The sequence below is a fragment of the Thermosynechococcus sp. GLH187 genome, assembly GCF_031583395.1.
Taxonomy (GTDB): Bacteria; Cyanobacteriota; Cyanobacteriia; order Thermosynechococcales; family Thermosynechococcaceae; genus Thermosynechococcus.
The window spans coordinates 706,978-724,258 of sequence record NZ_CP134175.1 but is presented as its reverse complement, the minus strand read 5'-3'; the positions used below and the strand labels follow the sequence as shown (position 1 = coordinate 724,258).

At 53.7% G+C, this 17,281-nt stretch carries 16 protein-coding genes and 1 tRNA gene; 8 read left to right on the top strand and 9 right to left on the bottom strand.

Features of this window, described 5'->3' with window-relative positions:
• Positions 1 to 3: 3 nt before the first annotated feature.
• The 4 genes from RHI63_RS03300 to queF all read right to left on the bottom strand — a co-directional run bounded on the left by RHI63_RS03300 (position 4) and on the right by queF (position 2,836).
• The gene (locus tag RHI63_RS03300; protein ID WP_206201061.1) at positions 4 to 1,230 is read right to left on the bottom strand and encodes an ATP phosphoribosyltransferase regulatory subunit; all 1,227 of its coding nucleotides are present in this window, start codon (positions 1,228 to 1,230) and stop codon (positions 4 to 6) included.
• Between the two features lie 6 nt (positions 1,231 to 1,236).
• On the bottom strand, positions 1,237 to 2,178 hold the full coding sequence (locus RHI63_RS03295; protein ID WP_310743381.1) for a DnaJ domain-containing protein: 942 nt from the start codon (positions 2,176 to 2,178) through the stop codon (positions 1,237 to 1,239).
• 168 nt (positions 2,179 to 2,346) lie between these two features.
• Positions 2,347 to 2,418, bottom strand: a tRNA-Gly gene (locus RHI63_RS03290).
• Between the two features lie 19 nt (positions 2,419 to 2,437).
• Entirely contained in the window at positions 2,438 to 2,836 is a 399-nt protein-coding gene (gene queF, locus RHI63_RS03285; protein ID WP_149820908.1) for a preQ(1) synthase, read from the bottom strand.
• A 143-nt stretch (positions 2,837 to 2,979) separates the two neighbouring features.
• On the opposite strand from queF, the gene RHI63_RS03280 reads away from it, so the two are divergent.
• On the top strand, positions 2,980 to 3,219 hold the full coding sequence (locus tag RHI63_RS03280; RefSeq protein WP_302678836.1) for a hypothetical protein: 240 nt from the start codon (positions 2,980 to 2,982) through the stop codon (positions 3,217 to 3,219).
• A 4-nt stretch (positions 3,220 to 3,223) separates the two neighbouring features.
• Here RHI63_RS03280 and RHI63_RS03275 read toward each other — a convergent pair whose 3' ends face one another.
• A complete protein-coding gene (locus RHI63_RS03275; protein WP_302678835.1) occupies positions 3,224 to 3,673 on the bottom strand; it encodes a fasciclin domain-containing protein in 450 nt (149 codons plus the stop codon).
• Positions 3,674 to 3,835: 162 nt separating this feature from the next.
• On the opposite strand from RHI63_RS03275, the gene RHI63_RS03270 reads away from it, so the two are divergent.
• Positions 3,836 to 5,221, top strand: a complete 1,386-nt coding sequence (locus tag RHI63_RS03270) for an NAD-dependent succinate-semialdehyde dehydrogenase (protein WP_310438054.1) — start codon at positions 3,836 to 3,838, stop codon at positions 5,219 to 5,221.
• On the opposite strand, the gene RHI63_RS03265 is transcribed toward RHI63_RS03270, so the two are convergent.
• Positions 5,218 to 7,161, bottom strand: a complete 1,944-nt coding sequence (locus tag RHI63_RS03265) for an ABC transporter ATP-binding protein/permease (protein ID WP_206201056.1) — start codon at positions 7,159 to 7,161, stop codon at positions 5,218 to 5,220. The genes RHI63_RS03270 and RHI63_RS03265 overlap by 4 nt on opposite strands.
• A gap of 73 nt (positions 7,162 to 7,234) precedes the next feature.
• On the opposite strand from RHI63_RS03265, the gene RHI63_RS03260 reads away from it, so the two are divergent.
• The 6 genes from RHI63_RS03260 (at position 7,235) to RHI63_RS03235 (ending at position 14,004) form a co-directional block, all read left to right on the top strand.
• Positions 7,235 to 7,900 carry a 1-acyl-sn-glycerol-3-phosphate acyltransferase gene (locus RHI63_RS03260; protein WP_302678833.1) on the top strand — a complete coding sequence of 222 codons (666 nt, stop codon included), beginning with the start codon at positions 7,235 to 7,237 and terminating at the stop codon, positions 7,898 to 7,900.
• A gap of 489 nt (positions 7,901 to 8,389) precedes the next feature.
• Positions 8,390 to 9,154, top strand: a complete 765-nt coding sequence (pflA, locus tag RHI63_RS03255; protein ID WP_206201054.1) for a pyruvate formate-lyase-activating protein — start codon at positions 8,390 to 8,392, stop codon at positions 9,152 to 9,154.
• Positions 9,155 to 9,193: 39 nt separating this feature from the next.
• Positions 9,194 to 11,851, top strand: coding sequence for a bifunctional acetaldehyde-CoA/alcohol dehydrogenase (gene adhE, locus RHI63_RS03250; protein WP_302678831.1), 2,658 nt, complete (start codon positions 9,194 to 9,196; stop codon positions 11,849 to 11,851).
• On the top strand, positions 11,848 to 12,552 hold the full coding sequence (locus RHI63_RS03245; protein ID WP_225901641.1) for a lipoate--protein ligase family protein: 705 nt from the start codon (positions 11,848 to 11,850) through the stop codon (positions 12,550 to 12,552). Before adhE ends, RHI63_RS03245 begins: the two co-directional genes overlap by 4 nt.
• Positions 12,553 to 12,605: 53 nt before the next feature.
• Positions 12,606 to 13,106 carry a hypothetical protein gene (locus RHI63_RS03240; RefSeq protein WP_302676832.1) on the top strand — a complete coding sequence of 167 codons (501 nt, stop codon included), beginning with the start codon at positions 12,606 to 12,608 and terminating at the stop codon, positions 13,104 to 13,106.
• Between the two features lie 10 nt (positions 13,107 to 13,116).
• Positions 13,117 to 14,004: a hypothetical protein gene (locus tag RHI63_RS03235; RefSeq protein ID WP_302676834.1), complete on the top strand. Its 888-nt coding sequence runs from the start codon at positions 13,117 to 13,119 to the stop codon at positions 14,002 to 14,004.
• Between the two features lie 19 nt (positions 14,005 to 14,023).
• Here RHI63_RS03235 and nadA read toward each other — a convergent pair whose 3' ends face one another.
• From nadA to hisIE, 3 genes are all read right to left on the bottom strand, one after another.
• A complete protein-coding gene (nadA, locus tag RHI63_RS03230) occupies positions 14,024 to 14,983 on the bottom strand; it encodes a quinolinate synthase NadA (RefSeq protein WP_206201049.1) in 960 nt (319 codons plus the stop codon).
• A gap of 72 nt (positions 14,984 to 15,055) precedes the next feature.
• Positions 15,056 to 16,552, bottom strand: a complete 1,497-nt coding sequence (gene crtD / locus RHI63_RS03225) for a C-3',4' desaturase CrtD (RefSeq protein WP_310743377.1) — start codon at positions 16,550 to 16,552, stop codon at positions 15,056 to 15,058.
• Between the two features lie 78 nt (positions 16,553 to 16,630).
• Positions 16,631 to 17,275 (bottom strand): bifunctional phosphoribosyl-AMP cyclohydrolase/phosphoribosyl-ATP diphosphatase HisIE, encoded by a 645-nt coding sequence (gene hisIE, locus RHI63_RS03220; RefSeq protein ID WP_310821828.1) that lies wholly within the window; start codon positions 17,273 to 17,275, stop codon positions 16,631 to 16,633.
• Between the last annotated feature and the right edge of the window lie 6 nt (positions 17,276 to 17,281).

The following is a 17,281-nucleotide window of genomic DNA, read 5'->3' as shown; positions in this document are numbered from 1 at the left end:
GGCCTAAACACTCTGAATCTGCAAATAGGTTGCCCCATCACTGAGGGCTTCGATCTGCGGTGGCGCATCACTCTCAATCCAAGCAATATAGGGAATCTGGCGATCGCGGGCATAGGCGCGGATTTGTTCTGGCGTCAGATCTAGAAGTGCCAACTCCACCCGCGTCGAGCCATCCAAGCGTAGGGTTTGGGCATGGTGGAGGGCAGCAGCGAGGGCGTTGCTTGTGCGGGGAACCACCAGCCATTGACTACGGGGAGCTAAGAGGGCGGCTGGGGGAATGGCGATCGCCTGCAGGAGCGCCTCGACATTAAAGACAAAACCAATCCCCGGCACTGTGGCACCGTCCGGATGGTAAATACTGAGCAGTTGATCATAGCGCCCCCCTTGAGCCACCAACCGCAGTTCCGTTTCCGTGGGAATTAAGACCTCAAAGATAATCCCCGTGTAGTAATCAAAGGACTGCACAAGGCTGAGATCAAGGGTAATCGCCAAAGACTCAGCCACCAAGCCCAACAACTGTTGCAATTCCCCAAAGCGATCGGCCACCCCTGCCACGTCAGACCACTGCGCTAAGCGTTCCCCCACTTCCCTTGGAGTGCCCCGCAGATCAAAGAGGGCAAGGGCGCGATCGCGCCAAGGGGTAGGGAGAGCCTGCAAACTCACGCGGTCTAAATTAGCCAAGCACTGGCGCACCGTTTTTTGCAGCTCCGCTGGAAAGGGACTGAGCAACTGTTGCGTCAGGTGGGCATCCCCCACCAAGAGATAGGCCTCCTCAACCGCTAGTGCCCCAAGGCACTCCTGCACCAGCCAGAGAATTTCTGCATCCGCCGCTAAACCTGTTGCCCCCAGTAGCTCCACTCCCGCTTGGAAAAATTCCTGCTGGTTGCCCAACTCTGCCACGGTTGTCCGCCGAAAGACATTGGTTTTGTAATAGAGCCGTTGGGGCAGTTGCCTGCCTGCCATACGAGTCACAGCAGCGCGAGCGATCGAAGCCGTTAATTCTGGCCGCAATCCCAAGGGTTCATCACCGCTTCCTTGGACTTGAATAACTGTTTCTGGATGAACGGTTCCCCCTGCCGTCAATGTGGCCAAGGTCTCGATCGTCGGCGTAATAATTTCTTGATACCCCCAGCTTTGAAAGACGCGCTCCAAGCGCTGCTCTAGCCACCGTTGCCGTGCCACATCAAGGGGCAAAATATCGCGGGCACCACAGGCAGGTTGATACACCATAGTGAATTATTTTTTCCCAAAAAGACCAAAGAAGGAGGATTTCTTTTTCTCCGGTTTTGGCGGCTCAGTATTTTTTTGCTGTTGCTGGGCTTTACGCTCCCTCTTGCTAATTGCTTCGAGTCCCTGTATGGCCGTCACCTCTTGAGGATTCAGCTTCAGGGCTTGATTAAAGTGAATTTTGGCCATACTGAGGGAGCCTTGTTGCAGATACACCTTGCCTAGGAGAGCATTGCAGCGGGCACTGCGGGGGTCAATTTTCAGGGCATCCTTCAATTCTTTGATGGCTTCCAGATAAATGCCTTTATTAAAGAGTTCTTCTGCGCGTCGGAAGTATTGCTCTGTAAATTGCTCTGTTTTGGGAGCCTCTGTCGGCGGTGTCGTCCCTGTGGCGGCTGCTGGTGTGGCACGCACTTGGGTTTCATCTGATTTGGGTGGGGGTGCAGGCGTAGAAACCGTGGCTGTGGTTGCCTTGCCGCCTGCCGATCGCCACAGATAAATCAAATTGAGTTCACTAATTTGTTCGCTAATTTTCAGGACATTGTTTAAGTCTTTGTACTGATCTTGGGCAAGGGTATTGAGCGCCTTTTGATAGGCTTCTTCAACATTGGCAGCGTTAAAGACTTCCTGTGCCAAATCAAAGGTGGGCGTTGGCACAATATTGGCCGTTAGCAGTTGCTTTTCAAGCAAGCGCAAAATGACTTGATATTCTTCCCGCTCTTTTTCTTGGGAAAGCACCTCATAGGCAGGATTCACAAACTTGGAGAGCAAATCACTGGCCATTTTTTTGCCCGATTCATCATCACGGCTGTCGGGGTGCAGTGTCTTGGCAATTTTGAGATACCGCTTGCGAATTTCCCCGGGTGCTGCCGACAATGGAATGCCTAGGGCAGCATGGAGATCCCGTTTGGAGTTAAAGCGACCCAGACCGTGATTGATCTCGAAGGGCATAATCAGTGAAACCGCAGGGGCAGAACATCATTAGATTATACCTGCTGATAGAGGGGGTTGGTGGCCAAACAATTGGGTACCTTCATGGCTCCGCCACGCTAGCGCGAAAGGGCAGCTTTAAATCTCTGAAATGCCTCAGAGTAACGCATTTTGGCGGTTTTTAGGGAAAGCGGACGATGGGACTCGAACCCACGACGTTCAGCTTGGGAAGCTGACATTCTACCACTGAATTACGTCCGCAGTCTTGCAGTCTATAATTTTAGCACGAACTGTCCGGCTGGCGATGGTGTTCGACTGTAATAACGGTATGCACATTGCCACGGGGGGCAAAGTCCCCTTTGATTTTCATGTAGAGGGGGTCGCAGGCGGCCACGAGATCATCGAGGACTTGATTCACCGCTTCTTCGTGGGAAATGTAGCGATCGCGATAGCTGTTGATGTAAAGCTTAATCGCTTTTAGTTCCACCACCTTTTCATGGGGAATATAGCTAACGTAAAGCGTGGCAAAGTCAGGATAGCCAGAAAATGGACACTTACAGGTAAACTCCGGCAGGGTAATCTCAATGGTGTATTGCCGACCGGGACGTGGATTGGGAAATGTAATCAGTTGCCCTTCTTGAATGGCGCGTTCGCCGTACTTCATTTCTGATACTTGCATTGTTTGGTTCCAACAGCTTGAGAACGACTCAGAGATTCTCTTTAGACCATAAGTAAAGTTTATCAAGATTTAAGTTCCTAGCCCCTCGACACCAACGTTGCAGGGTGAGAATAGGGTAGAGAGGTTGTTGAGGCGAGAGTGCCATGGAACGTTATCAGCCAAATGGAACCCCTCTCTCAGAGGCCGATAAAGCAGAACTAGCCCAACTCAAACAACTGCTAGAGCGAGCGATCGCCGACGGCGTATTGACTGCCGACGAAATGGCGCAAATCAAGCGACAAATTCGCGCCGATGGCAAAGTCACCTATGAAGAGCTAGAGCTTTACCGCCAGTTTGTGGAGGAGAAAATCCGCCAAGGGCTTTTGGTGCGGGAAATTCGCTAACGCCCTAGACTTTGTAGGGGATGTTGGTGTCCTGAAAGGAGTGGGCTGGATTCAGACCCATCAAGATCACGGTGTCAATGACATGGATAATACCGTTCTCCGCTTCAATATCAGCGGCAAGGACAGTGGCGTTTTTGACTTCCAAGGGATGATCGCCATGAATCGGAATAGTGGAACCTTCGAGGGAAGTGACAATTTCCATCTTTTTCAGGTCGGCGGCTTTGTAGGCACCGGCAACCACATGGTATTTGAGAATCCGCGCTAACTGGGGAGGATTTTGCACAAGGGAGGTAATGGTGCCATCGGGCAACTTGGCAAAGGCATCATCATTGGGGGCAAACACCGTAAAAGGCCCCGGCGATTGCAGGGCTTCCACCAGATTGGCCACCTTGACAGCAGTCACTAGTGTGGAAAAGCCGCGAGTATTCACTGCAATATCAACAATGGTTGCCATAAAAGCGTGCCCCAAAACTGCGATGAAAATGCACAACAATGGTTTGCGATCGCCCCATTCATCAAGAGGATGGGGACTGTAACAAACGCTAGAATTAGCATACTGAACCCACGTCCTAGGCGCTAGCGATCGCTGGCGTCAGCCAGATAGGGAAATTTAATCATGGCAATCGCGTCGGTTAATCCCACAACCGCTGAGGTCTTAAAAACTTTTTCCCCCTTAGGGGCTGAGGAAGTGGAGAGGGCGATTGCCCAAGGGGCGACGACCTTTGAGACCTATCGTCTGACAGCCTTTGAGCAGCGTGCCCAGTGGCTAGAAAACACAGCAAATCTCCTGCAACAGCAGCGGGATGCGCTTGCTCGCCTCATGACCCTTGAGATGGGTAAACCAATGACAGAGGCGCGGGCTGAAATTGACAAATGTGCGTGGGTGTGTCGTTACTATGCCGAGCAGGGAGCAGCTTTCCTGCGGCCTGAATTAATTCCCACAGAGGCAAGCTACAGCGCGATTCATTACCAGCCCCTTGGCATTATTTTGGCCGTGATGCCGTGGAATTTTCCCTTTTGGCAGGTGTTTCGCTTTGCGGCCCCGGCCTTGATGGCGGGGAATGTGGTTCTGCTCAAGCATGCTTCTAATGTGCCTCAGTGCGCGCTGGCGATCGCCCAGCTCTTGAGGGAAGCGGGCTTTCCTGCGGGGGTCTTTCAAACCCTGCTGATTCCCGGCAGTGCCATTGCTGATCTGGTGGCGGATCCGCGTATTAAGGCAGCGACTCTCACGGGCAGCGAAGCAGCGGGCAAAAGTTTAGCCCAAGCAGCAGGTCAGCACCTCAAGAAAACCGTTCTGGAACTGGGGGGAAGTGATCCCTTTATTGTCATGCCCAGTGCCAATATCCCTCAGGCGATCGCCACCGCTGTCCAAGCCCGCATGATTAACAATGGCCAATCCTGCATTGCGGCTAAACGCTTTATTGTCCATGAGGCTGTCTATGACACCTTTGCCGAAGGCATGAAAGCTGCCTTCGAGACGTGGGTAATTGGCGATCCCTTGGAACCCACCACACAACTGGGGCCTCTTGCTACTGCCGCCATCCGTGATGAACTCCACGCCCAGGTTGAACTTGCCCTTGCCCATGGTGCCAAGGTCTTTTACCGCCGCAACCTTGATCTGCCGAGCCATTGTCAGCAGGGGTATTTCTTTGCGCCGACGATGTTGGCAGAGGTCACTCCAGATAACCCCGTGTTTCATCAGGAGCTATTTGGACCTGTGGCGATGCTCTTTCGGGTACCGTCCCTAACTGCGGCAATCGAACTGGCCAATGCCACACCCTTTGGTTTAGGCGCCAGTGCTTGGACACAGGAGAGCGATGAAGCGGAGATCCTCGTGCGGGATCTCGAAGCGGGTGCTGTCTTCATTAACGCGATGGTCAAGTCGGATCCACGTTTGCCCTTTGGCGGGATCAAGACCTCTGGCTATGGCCGTGAACTGGGACGGGCAGGACTGTTGGAGTTTGTCAATATTAAAACAGTGTGCCGCTACGGCGATACCTAACTGAGGGCATAAAATTTCCATTCGCGATCGCCCTTGAGTTCTAAAACGTACTTGTGGTACTGCATCAGGCTCTCACGGTGGCCAACACTAATGTAGTTGCGGGTGGTGCGCTGAATGTGCTCATAGACCCGTTTTTCGTTGGCTAAGTCTAGGGCGCTGGTGGCTTCATCCAAAATGGCGTAGGGGCGGTGATTGAGCAGCAGGCGGGCGATCGCCAGTCGTTGTTGTTCCCCAAGCGACAGCACATCATCCCACGCTAATTCCACATCCAGACCACCGACGCGATCCGGCAAATGTGCCAAGTTGACTTCGTTAAGGGCGTGCAAAAGCACATCGTCTGGGGTTTGGCGATCGCCACTGGGGTAGAGCAGTTGGGTGCGCAACGTACCCAGCACCATATAGGGGCGTTGGGGCAAAAAGAGCACTTCATCTACGGGGGGACGAATAATACGGCCACTGCCACTTTGCCAGAGTCCAGCGATCGCCCGCAGGAGCGAACTTTTACCCACCCCACTCGGCCCCATAATCACCACACTTTCCCCCGCCTCAAGGGCAAATGTGACATCTTCCACCAGCCGCCGTGCCAAGTTCGGTGTATCCACAGCCACGTGTTCTAGGGCAATGTAGGACTTCTCCACCAATTGAATTTGGGATTGGGGGGGCACTGGGGGCGTTGTCAAAACCTCATCAAACTCTGCCAAACGCTCAATACCCGCAATAAAGCCCGTGAGGTTCGTAAACTGGTTCACAATGATTGAGAGTGCCCCCAGCACCTGCGAGAAAGCAAAGCTGGCTTGGCTAATAGCACCAAAGTCAATCTCACCAGCAAAGTAGCGGGGAGCAACCACAGCTGCTGGCACAATCACCACAAAGTAGTTGTAGGCCGTGGTGAAAAACTCCAGATTGCGCTGCCAACCAATCAAGAGGTTAAAGTTCCGCAGCACCTCGAGAAAGCGCTGACGCACCTGCACCGACTCTTGGCCTTCACCGCGATAAAAGGCAATGGACTCGGCATTATCGCGCACATGAACCAAGCCATAACGAAAATCGGCTTCGCGCCGCAGTTGGTTAAAGTTCAGCCAAATCAGGCGTTGTCCAATCAAAACGGTCACAATCGTACCGACAATGGCATAGCCAACCAAGGTCAGCGTTAGGGTTTGGGAGATACTCCAGAGAATGCCACTAAAGGCAATGAGGTCAATAATTTCGCCCAGAATGATCAGTAGAAACTGGAGTGAGGTTTGGGTAAAGGAGCGGATATCCTCGGTGATCCGTTGATCAGGGTTATCAATCTCGCCTTGGTTTTCGATGGTGTAGTAGGCTCGATTCTGGAAATAGCGATCCAAAAAATGACGGGTGAGCCAATCCCGCCAGCGCAACCCTAGATATTCGCGCACGTAGCGATAAATGACGACAATCGGCGTCCCCACCACAAAAACGCCAGCATACACCAAGAGGAATCGCCAGTAGGTTTCAGCATTTTTCTCCGCCAGTGCCGTCTGGAAGAAGCGCCCGACAAAGCTAATGATCACGTTGAGGCCACTCACGGAGAGGGAAAGCATCAGCAGTAACCCCAAGAGTGCCCACGCTTGCCACCGAGGCAGCAGGGGTTGCCGCAGCAGCGCAAAGACGCCCAAGGGGAGAATCACCGTCCCCAGCAGAATACTACGGCTGAGGGGCTGTGCCCACAGGGATTGAATCATCTCCATGAGACCGCCGGCAATTTGTCCCATCAGTTCGGGGGCAAGGGCATTGAGGCCAAAGGTGATAGCTGCTGTCAGGCCAAAGAGAACACCAAACATGAGGGCAATGACCAGAAAAAGCAGCAGGATAAAGATCACACTGCTGCCCCAGCGATCGCGGGGAAAGAAATAGGGTTGGGCAATCCGCAGAAACTGCCCCCAAACACGGAGATTAAAGCGATGGGTCGGCTGCGACATTGGCTTGTTCCTCGACAGTGGCAAGGGGCTACAGGCCTACTATTGTAGTGGGGGCAGCTACAGAGGAGAACGGATGCGCCATAAAAAAACGGCACCCACCACATCTCATATCTCACCGTGGCTCTATTGGGGGTTATGGCCAATTCATCGCCTATTTTTGCCCCTTTACTTTTCGCGGATTACGATTGTCGGTCGCGAGCAGTTGCCCAAGGAGGGTCATTTCTTGCTTGCCCCCAAGCACTGTAGCCGTTGGGATCCGGTGATTTTGCCCTTGGTGTGGCCTTATCCGCTACGCTTTATGACCAATGCGATCGAGTTTGGCGGGGTGCAGGGCTGGTTTATCCGTCGTCTGGGTGCCTTTGCTGTGAACCTCAACCGTCCTCAGCCCAGTAGTTTGCGCCATGTGCTGGAGATTCTCAATGCAGGTCAGCCCCTAGTGATCTTTCCCGAGGGTGGGATTGTGCCGGATCAGGTAGTACGTCCCCTGAAGCCCGGTCTTGCCCGTCTTGTCTTGCAGGCCGATCGCCCCCTGCCGATTTTTCCCGTTGGCATTGCCTACGATCCACAGCCGCAGTTTCGTGCGCGGGTAGCCCTTTGGATTGGAGCGCCCCTGTGGACGCCCGCTGAGCGCGAGGGCAACCTCAAACAACAGGCACAGGAATTGACCCAGCAACTGGAAGCAGCCTTACATGCAGCCGTGCTTGAGGCCCGCAAATGTGCGGGATCGCAGGGCGAGTAGAGCTACTTTGTCACTAATCACACAATTGGCCTAGATCAAGAGAATTTTGTAGAATAAAGACAAGATTGAACAAGTCCTCAAAAGCCTCAATCTTGATATTTTCCAAGCTTTGAGCGAGCGATCGCCCACCAATAGGGGTGTACTTAAAGACTCTTTATTAAGTTAGGCAACGTTGCGAAACAACCACCAATCCTAAAAGTTAATTAAGACAGCAGGCAAATTGTGCTTCTGCTTTTATGCTGAAATTATAGTTTTACCAAGCGCAGCACTGTACTGCTCTTTTCCCAAGAATGGAGCACGTTCAAAATGGCTAGCTACATAACAGATGTACCCCCTAGGCCGTAGGCAAGACGTAGAGAGGAATTGAAAACAGAGTTTTTGTTAACTGGGATACTTTCTTAAGGGATTAAAATTTTAGCAAATTTTTTAGAAAGTTCTCTTTAAATCCATAAACGCTATCTCAAGCAATCTGTTGTCACCGAGGTTTCAATGATGGTTTCCATACTCCCTGAAAAACAACCCGAAAAACAAAAGGTGACAGGTTACATTCACTCCGTTGAGACCTGTGGCACGGTAGATGGCCCCGGCATTCGCTATGTGATTTTTACCCAAGGGTGTCCACTGCGCTGTCTGTACTGCCACAATCCCGACTGCCGCGAACCCCATCAGGGCAAGCTCGTAACCGTGGATGAACTGATTGCCGATATTCAGCATTACCAATCCTATCTGCGCCAAGGGGGCGTAACGGTTAGTGGCGGCGAACCACTGATGCAGCCGGAGTTTGTGCGTGAAATTTTTGAGCGCTGCCACGAATTAGGATTGCACACCGCCCTAGATACGTCGGGCTATGTGGTCTTGGAGGCGGCTAAACCGGTTGTGGCGGCAACGGATCTGGTGTTGCTCGACATTAAATCCTTTCTGCCGGAGACCTATCGGCGGGTCACCAGTGTCACGATTACCCCCACCTTGGAGTTGGCCAAGTACCTAGATGAGATCCACAAACCGACGTGGATCCGCTTTGTCTTGGTACCGGGGCTGACGGATGATCCCGAAAATATTCGGGGATTGGCGCAATTTGTGGCGGGTCTGCGTAACGTGGAGAAAGTGGAGGTGTTGCCCTTTCACAAAATGGGGGAATACAAATGGCAGCAATTAGGGCTGCCCTATGAACTGTTTGATACCCCAGCAGCGAGTCCCAAAGATGTCCAACGGGCGATCGCCCTTTTCCGTGAATATGATCTCAACGTTCAATAACTTGCCCATTTAAGAAATTTCTTTCCTCAGGAGTCGCCCATGACTGCCCAAGCCTTAACTCATTCTCAACCCGTTCAAACCATTGCCGATCTCGAAGCACTCATTGAGCGCGTCCAAAGGGCACAAACCCAGTATGCTCAGTTTACCCAAGAGCAGGTGGATCACATTTTCCACCAAGCGGCCATGGCGGCCAACCAAGCGCGGATTCCCCTTGCCAAACAAGCCGTTGCCGAAACGGGCATGGGGGTTGTCGAAGATAAAGTCATTAAAAATCACTTTGCCTCGGAATATATCTACAACAAGTACAAACATGAGAAAACCTGCGGCGTAATTGAGGATGATCCCATTTTTGGCATCCAAAAAATTGCTGAACCCGTGGGGATCATTGCCGGTGTGGTGCCGGTGACGAACCCAACTTCGACGACCATCTTTAAGGCCTTGATTGCCCTGAAAACTCGCAATGGCATTATCTTTTCGCCCCATCCCCGAGCAAAGGTCTGTACGGTGGCCGCAGCCAAGGTGGTGTTGGATGCAGCAGTCGCCGCTGGCGCACCCCGCGATATTATTGGCTGGATTGATGAGCCAACCATTGAACTCTCCCAAGTCCTGATGCAGCATCCCCAAATTAAATTGATTTTGGCCACGGGTGGGCCAGGCATGGTGAAGGCCGCCTATTCCTCTGGTCATCCGGCGATCGGGGTCGGGGCGGGCAATACCCCGGTGCTCATTGATGCCACAGCCGATATTCCCACAGCGGTGAGTTCGATTCTCCTCAGTAAATCCTTTGACAATGGCATGATCTGTGCCTCGGAGCAGGCGGTGATTGTCGTTGATGAGATCTATGACGCGGTCAAAGCGGAGTTTCAACGGCGGGGGGGCTACATTCTCTCCCCTGAGGAACGGCAGCGGGTGGCACAACTGCTCCTGAAGGATGGTCGCCTCAATCCTGCGATTGTCGGTCAATCAGCAGCCACTATTGCTGCAATGGCCAATATCCAAGTGCCGCCAGAAACGCGGGTACTCATTGGTGAAGTGAGTGAAGTGGGGTCGCAGGAGCCATTTTCCTATGAGAAACTCTGTCCCGTCTTGGCCTTGTATCGGGCACCCCAGTTCCATAAAGGGGTGGAAATTGCCGCACAGTTGGTGAATTTTGGCGGCATGGGGCACACCTCTGTGCTCTACACCGATCCCCGCAACCAAGATGACATTGCCTACTTCAAATACCGCATGCAGACGGCACGGGTTTTGATTAACACCCCTTCTTCCCAAGGGGCGATCGGGGATTTGTACAACTTCAAGTTGGATCCCTCGCTGACCTTGGGGTGTGGGACGTGGGGCGGTAATGTCACGTCGGAAAATGTCGGTCCCCATCACCTGTTGAATATCAAAACGGTGAGCGATCGCCGCGAAAATATGCTCTGGTTCCGCGTGCCGCCGAAAATTTACTTCAAACCCGGCTGCCTACCCATTGCCTTGCGAGAGCTAGAAGGGAAAAAACGCGCCTTCTTGGTTACCGATAAACCCCTCTTTGACTTGGGCATCACTGACCCGATTGTGCACACCCTCGAAGAACTGGGCATCAAGCACGACATCTTCCATGAAGTGGAGCCAGACCCGACCCTGAGTACGGTGAATCGCGGCCTAGAACTGCTGCGAGACTATCAGCCCGATGTGATTATTGCCGTGGGGGGTGGCTCACCCATGGATGCGGCCAAGGTGATGTGGCTGTTGTATGAGCATCCAGAGGTGGAGTTTGACGGCTTGGCCATGCGCTTCATGGATATTCGCAAGCGGGTGTATCAACTGCCCCCCTTGGGTCAAAAAGCCATGATGGTGGCAATTCCCACGACCTCGGGGACGGGTTCCGAAGTGACGCCCTTTGCAGTGGTTACCGACGATCGCGTGGGGATTAAATACCCCTTGGCGGACTATGCCCTCACGCCCACCATGGCGATTGTGGATCCCGACTTGGTGCTGCACATGCCCAAGAAACTCACGGCCTATGGCGGCATTGATGCCCTAACCCATGCCTTGGAGTCCTATGTATCGGTGCTCTCGACGGAGTTTACTGAGGGACTGGCATTAGAGGCAATCAAACTGCTGTTTACGTACTTACCCCGTGCCTATCGCTTGGGGGCGGCTGACCCAGAAGCTCGCGAGAAAGTTCACTATGCCGCCACGATCGCCGGCATGGCCTTTGCCAATGCTTTCTTGGGGGTCTGCCACTCGATGGCCCACAAACTTGGCTCCACCTTCCACGTGCCCCACGGCCTTGCCAATGCGCTGATGATTTGCCATGTCATCCGCTATAACGCCACGGATGCCCCCCTGAAACAGGCAATCTTTCCACAGTACAAGTATCCCCAGGCCAAGGAACGCTATGCCCAAATTGCCGACTTTCTTGAATTGGGTGGTAGCACGCCAGAGGAAAAAGTGGCGCGCCTGATTGCCGCTATTGAAGACCTGAAGGCGCAGTTAGAGATTCCAGCCACCATTAAGGAAGCCCTCAACAGTGAGGATCAAGCCTTCTATGAACAGGTGCAAAGCATGGCCGAACTGGCCTTTGACGATCAGTGCACGGGGGCAAATCCCCGCTATCCGCTGATTCAAGACCTGAAGGAGTTGTATATCCTTGCCTATATGGGGTGTCGGCGGGATGCGGCAGCCTACCATCCGGCAGAAGCAGCTTCTGAATGAAGTGGCGTTATATTCCCCCCTTTGGGGCGCCGGGAAAAGTGCAAATGGCGGTGGATCGGTGGTTGTGGCAGTCTAGCGATCGCCCCTGTCTGCGGTTTTACACTTGGTCACCGCCCGCCATCTCCCTTGGCTACAGTCAGCGGCAAATTCCAGAGCACTGGCAACATCTGCCTTGGCAGGGGCAAGCCATCGAACTGGTGCAGCGACCCACGGGGGGGCGGGCTGTTTTGCACCAAGGGGATCTCACCTACAGTCTAGTGGTGTGGGGGTTGGGGCAACGGCGGCGACAGGTTTATACCGATCTGTGTCAATTCCTGAGGGTGGGGTTTGAGCGCCTAGGGTGGCCTCTGCAGTTGGGACAAGACCCCTATTCCTCTCAAGCGCCGATCAATTGCTTTGCCCAAGCCACCGTGGCCGATTTGGTTTTACCTACGGGCGAGAAAGTCATTGGTAGTGCCCAAGCTTGGCGGGGCGATCGCGTCCTGCAGCATGGTTCAATTGTCCTGACCCCTGACCTCGATCTATGGCAGCAGGTATTTGGCAGTGTTCCCCATCGGCAGTCCCTTCCCCCTTTAGAGGTGGTGCAAACGGCTCTCTTGGACGCCTTTGAGGCGCAGTGGCAAGTGAAACTGACCCCGGAACCCTTGAGCGATCGCGAGTGGCAAGAGATTAATGCAGAAATTAACAAAGTATCAAACTAGGGCTGTGGCTTCCCCCTCTAGGCTATGATTGGCTTGTTGTCTTGGGGATTCACATGGCACGCTGGCTGACTGCGCTTATTTTAACCCTGACGCTTCTCATTACCGGTTGCGCCCCTACCCCGCCCTCTCCCTATGAGCAGGTGCAACAGGAAAGCACTCAGCGCAATGCACCACCGGCAGTGAGTCGTGAAGCCACCCAAGGGAGTGAATTTAATCGCTTCTTTCCGCCCGAGGGGAATGGCTTTGAGCGCATCTATGTCCAAGAGAAAAAGGGCTTTGCCGAGGCTAAGCTGAAAAAAGAGGGCAAAGAACTAGCGATGCTGGCCATTTCCGATACGATTAGCACCCCTGAGGCTGCCGCCAAGTTTCAAAACAGTACGATGCAGATTGCTGGCTATCCAGCAGTAGAGGTGGGAACCACACAAACGGCCATTCTGGTGGCCAACCGCTATCAGGTGAAGGTACTCTCCCGTGATCCCAGTTTTACCGCCAGCGATCGCCGCGAATGGATTGAAAAATTTGATCTTGCTGGTTTAGCCCAACTTGCCCCCTAAGGAGACCACCGTGAGCGCAGCTATCTATAAAATTGTTGATCAACTCCCCACTGGGGGCATCACCGTTATGGCCCTCAAGTCCTTGGATTTCATCATTCCCGGCCAGTGGCAAAATATCGTTGGTTTTGATAACACGATCCGCCATGTAACTGGAGAAACGGATCCTGCCTTGATCCGCCAAATTGGCGATCGCGCCGTGCGGCTCTTTAATGACAAATCCCAAGGCTATCAGCGGGCACTGTGGCTCTATCAAACCGTGGACAACACCGATGCTCTCCTAGGAGCGGCTGCCCTTGCCAACAAAGTGGGCGAGAAAATTTCCTTCCTCGGCTTCTTGGATAAAATGACGCCCAAGCCAGAGCGGGCGCAGTCCATTGATCTCAGCATTAAGCTGATTGTGGAAATTCTGGCCTTTTGTCAAATCAATGGCATTCCCGGTGACAGCCTCGGCGACTTCCTGCGTGCCCTTGCCGACTACAGTGGTGAATCCCTGATGCGGATGGCCGCCCTCATCTGCTTTGATGGCCTGATTCCCCTAGGGCCTGACTTTCTTCTCAAATGCTTGGGCACACTGCAAAGCTTGCAACCCAATGATCTACAGGAAAACCCCACCTTCAAAGCAATTGGCAGTGTCGTGCCGGGGGGCAATCCCAGCGGTCAATTGGGCTTTATTGTCGAAAGTTTTAATGCCGTGCAGGGGTGGATGCATCAATTTGTCAGCAGCCACGAGTTAACGCCGCAAAAGGTGATCAATAGTCTGCAAAGCTTTATTGAACTCTCGAAGGATAACCTCGACTACTTGGGAGCCTTTTTGGACATGAGCACCAACTACTACTACCATACGGGCGTTCAGACCCTAGCTCGTCGCCTGATTGAGCGAGCAGTTGCTGAGATTTAAGGGAGCTGACACCCTTGGTTTAGGACATTTCCAGCATGCGTTGGATGGGTTTGAGCGCCGCAAGGCGGATGTCTTCTGGTAGTTCAATCTGGGGCTGGCGATCGCGCATACACAAATAGAGTTTTTCTAGGGTATTCAGGCGCATAAAGGGGCACTCATTACAATTGCAGGTCTGATCCTGAGGGGGCGCAGGGATAAAAGTTTTCTCTGGGTTGCGCCGCTGCATCTGGTGGAGAATCCCTGGCTCGGTGACAACGATAAAGGTATCGTGATCTTGGCGTTGGCTATAGTTGAGCAAAGCCGTTGTCGAACCAATAAAATCGGCATGGCGGAGTACGGCTTCTTCGCATTCGGGGTGGGCAATCACCTGGGCCGTGGGGTAGGCGGCCTTGAGTTCGAGGATGCGTCGCTCGGAGAAGGTTTCATGGACAATGCAACTGCCGTCCCACAGCACCATCTGCCGTCCGGTTTGTGCCATGACATAGCGGCCAAGGTTGCGATCGGGGGCAAAAATCAGGGGCTGATCCGCAGGCAACTGCTGCACAATTTTCACTGCATTAGAACTGGTGCAAATAATGTCACTCAGGGCTTTGATTTCAGCAGTGCAGTTAATGTAGGAAATCACCCAATGGTCAGGATACTGCGCCTTAAAAGCAGCAAAGGCGTCCGCAGGACAACTGTCTGCCAAAGAACAGCCCGCCGCCAAATCCGGCAGCAACACCAGCTTATCGGGGTTGAGAATCTTGGCGGTTTCGGCCATGAAATGCACCCCAGCAAAAACAATGACATCGGCATTGGTACTGGCGGCCTGCCGCGACAGCCCAAGGGAATCACCAATGTAATCGGCCACATCTTGAATGGCGGGGTCTTGGTAGTAGTGGGCTAGAATCACTGCATTCAGTTCCCGCTTCAGGTCTTGGATGGCCGCAATTAAATCCAACGGCAGGGACGGTTGGGGGGCAGCGAGAGTCGCAAACACAGGCAGTGGGTTCCTTTCGCAATTGGTAACGAGTCTCTCTATTATAGTGATTTTCACCAAAATAGGAATCCCTTAGGCATCATTGGCGAGCAGTTGCTGCACAAGGGCACGGGCACCATAGCTGACACCGGCCGTACCTTCCCCCGGATGCACGGAATCTCCCACTAACCACAGGTGAGGAATCGGGGTGCGGGTGGCCAAGCCAAAGGGGCCAAAGGTGCTCAGGCGTTGACTAATGCCCCCGACAATGCCATCTAGCCGCGCGGTATAGCGCCAGAAGGTGCGGGGGGTCGCCGCTTCACAGTGGACAATGTGCTCAGGCCGCAGATCAAAGAATTCCCCGAGGTGTTCAAGAGCTGTTTGGGTGTATTGCGCCTTGGTGGCGGCATAGTCTAAGTCAGGCTGACGCCAAAAATTCGGCTCAGTAAAGCTGGAGGCAATCAGGGTACGATAGCCCCTGGGGGCACGGCCATCCTGCGGCTGACTCACAGAGACAAACAGGGAGTTATTTTCGCCAATCGGCCCTTCCGCATCGTAGAGAAACTGCAAGTGGAGCGGACAACTTTCGGGAATGGCGGCCTCTTTAACGCCAAGGTAAATCACAAAGGCACCGGCGGCCGGCGGCAGCCTTTTGAGGCGGCGGGCATAGCCAGTGGGAATGGCATCGCCAAGGAGTTGGGGCAGGTTTTGGGCAGGGACATTGGCCACAATGTGATCCGCTGCAACGCGCTGCAAGGTTTTTGTTTTCAGATTCTCCACTTGGACGGCGACGGCACGCCCCCGCTCGACTTCAATGTGACGCACCAAATGCCGGGTGTAAATTTGACCGCCATCGCGCTGCAAGGCATTGGCGAGTAAATCACTGAGAACCTGCATGCTGCCGTGGAGATGGTAGAGGCCGTGGGGGTCTTGGGACAGACAGAGGGCGGTGGCGGCATAGAGGAGTGCGGTTTCACTGGCATCTACTTGGGAGTAGAGCTTGAGTTGAAGATCCAGAAATTGCCGCAGCCGGCGATCGCCCCCGACACCGCAAAGACGCATCCAATCGGTCACCGTCATCAGGCTAAAGGGCAACGTGAGAAGCGTCTCCGGACGCAGGGCTTGCACCAATTGCCACAGATCAAAGCCATTGCGCGGGGGCAAAATGGGCTGCCGCTGCTGAAATCGCCAACTAATGGCAAAGAGGTGTTCAAGGCCTTGCCAAAACCGCTCACTGTGGGGAAAGTGGCGTTGACGTTCCAGTTGCCAGCGATCGCGATCGCGCCAAACATTGATGGGCGTCATTTCCTGCGGCAGATACACCGCACAGGCAGGATCGCAGGGGGTTGCTGCCGGCAGAGGCATCTCCAATTCAGCAAAAATCGCCGCGTGAATCCCCCCCGGCTCAAGGCCAGCCACTTGGGTGGCGCCAACATCAAAGGTAAAGCCCCGCCGCTGAAATGTGGAGGCACAGCCCCCCAGTTGGGCTGCCTGCTCAAACAGCTGAACCCGATAGCCCCGTCGTGCCAACAATGCCGCTGTGGTCAGACCCCCAATGCCGCCGCCAATGACGACCACCTGCTTTGCCATTTGTATAGTTATGTAAATTACCTGTATCTAGCACTTTAACGACGTTGAGCCAGTGCTGACAAGGAAAACGGCAAGCAACTAGCGCCGCCGCAACTGAAGCTGCTCATAGACCTGCCGCAGGGACACCCCATGATAGGCAAGGGCAACTAGCGTGTGGTAAAACAAGTCCGCTACCTCACCGGCGATCGCCTCGGGGTCATCGTCTTTGCAGGCCATCACCACTTCTACGGTTTCTTCGCCCAGCTTCTTGAGAATTTTATTATCACCGGCTGTGAACAGGCTGGAAGTGTAGGACTGTAGCTGCGGAAAGTCGCGCCGCTGACAGACCACGTTATACACTTGCGAAAGGGTATCTGCTGGTGGGTCTTCTACCCGTTCTCCGGCCTCCCCATGGCGGTGGAAACAACTGCGCTGCCCCGTGTGGCAAGCGACTTGGCCCACTTGCTCTACTGTTAACAACAGGGCATCACTATCGCAGTCGTAGCGGATACTTTTGACCCACTGGACATGGCCAGAGGTTTCGCCCTTGGGCCACAGTTCTTGGCGCGAACGACTCCAAAACCACGTACGACCGGTTTCAAGGGTTTTCTGTAGCGATTCCCGATTCATCCACGCCAGCATCAACACGGTGCCGTCCAAATAGTCTTGGACAATTGCTGGCACTAAACCCCGTTCATCGTAGCGAATCTCATCGAGGGGGAGGCTAAGGGTAGTGACAGGCATGAATCG

Coding starts and splice junctions, on each gene's coding strand:
- RHI63_RS03300 (WP_206201061.1), bottom strand. CDS start 1,230: ATGGTGTATCAACCTGCCTGTGGTGCCCGCGATATTTTGCCCCTTGAT.
- RHI63_RS03295 (WP_310743381.1), bottom strand. CDS start 2,178: ATGCCCTTCGAGATCAATCACGGTCTGGGTCGCTTTAACTCCAAACGG.
- queF (WP_149820908.1), bottom strand. CDS start 2,836: ATGCAAGTATCAGAAATGAAGTACGGCGAACGCGCCATTCAAGAAGGG.
- RHI63_RS03280 (WP_302678836.1), top strand. CDS start 2,980: ATGGAACGTTATCAGCCAAATGGAACCCCTCTCTCAGAGGCCGATAAA.
- RHI63_RS03275 (WP_302678835.1), bottom strand. CDS start 3,673: ATGGCAACCATTGTTGATATTGCAGTGAATACTCGCGGCTTTTCCACA.
- RHI63_RS03270 (WP_310438054.1), top strand. CDS start 3,836: ATGGCAATCGCGTCGGTTAATCCCACAACCGCTGAGGTCTTAAAAACT.
- RHI63_RS03265 (WP_206201056.1), bottom strand. CDS start 7,161: ATGTCGCAGCCGACCCATCGCTTTAATCTCCGTGTTTGGGGGCAGTTT.
- RHI63_RS03260 (WP_302678833.1), top strand. CDS start 7,235: ATGCGCCATAAAAAAACGGCACCCACCACATCTCATATCTCACCGTGG.
- pflA (WP_206201054.1), top strand. CDS start 8,390: ATGATGGTTTCCATACTCCCTGAAAAACAACCCGAAAAACAAAAGGTG.
- adhE (WP_302678831.1), top strand. CDS start 9,194: ATGACTGCCCAAGCCTTAACTCATTCTCAACCCGTTCAAACCATTGCC.
- RHI63_RS03245 (WP_225901641.1), top strand. CDS start 11,848: ATGAAGTGGCGTTATATTCCCCCCTTTGGGGCGCCGGGAAAAGTGCAA.
- RHI63_RS03240 (WP_302676832.1), top strand. CDS start 12,606: ATGGCACGCTGGCTGACTGCGCTTATTTTAACCCTGACGCTTCTCATT.
- crtD (WP_310743377.1), bottom strand. CDS start 16,552: ATGGCAAAGCAGGTGGTCGTCATTGGCGGCGGCATTGGGGGTCTGACC.
- hisIE (WP_310821828.1), bottom strand. CDS start 17,275: ATGCCTGTCACTACCCTTAGCCTCCCCCTCGATGAGATTCGCTACGAT.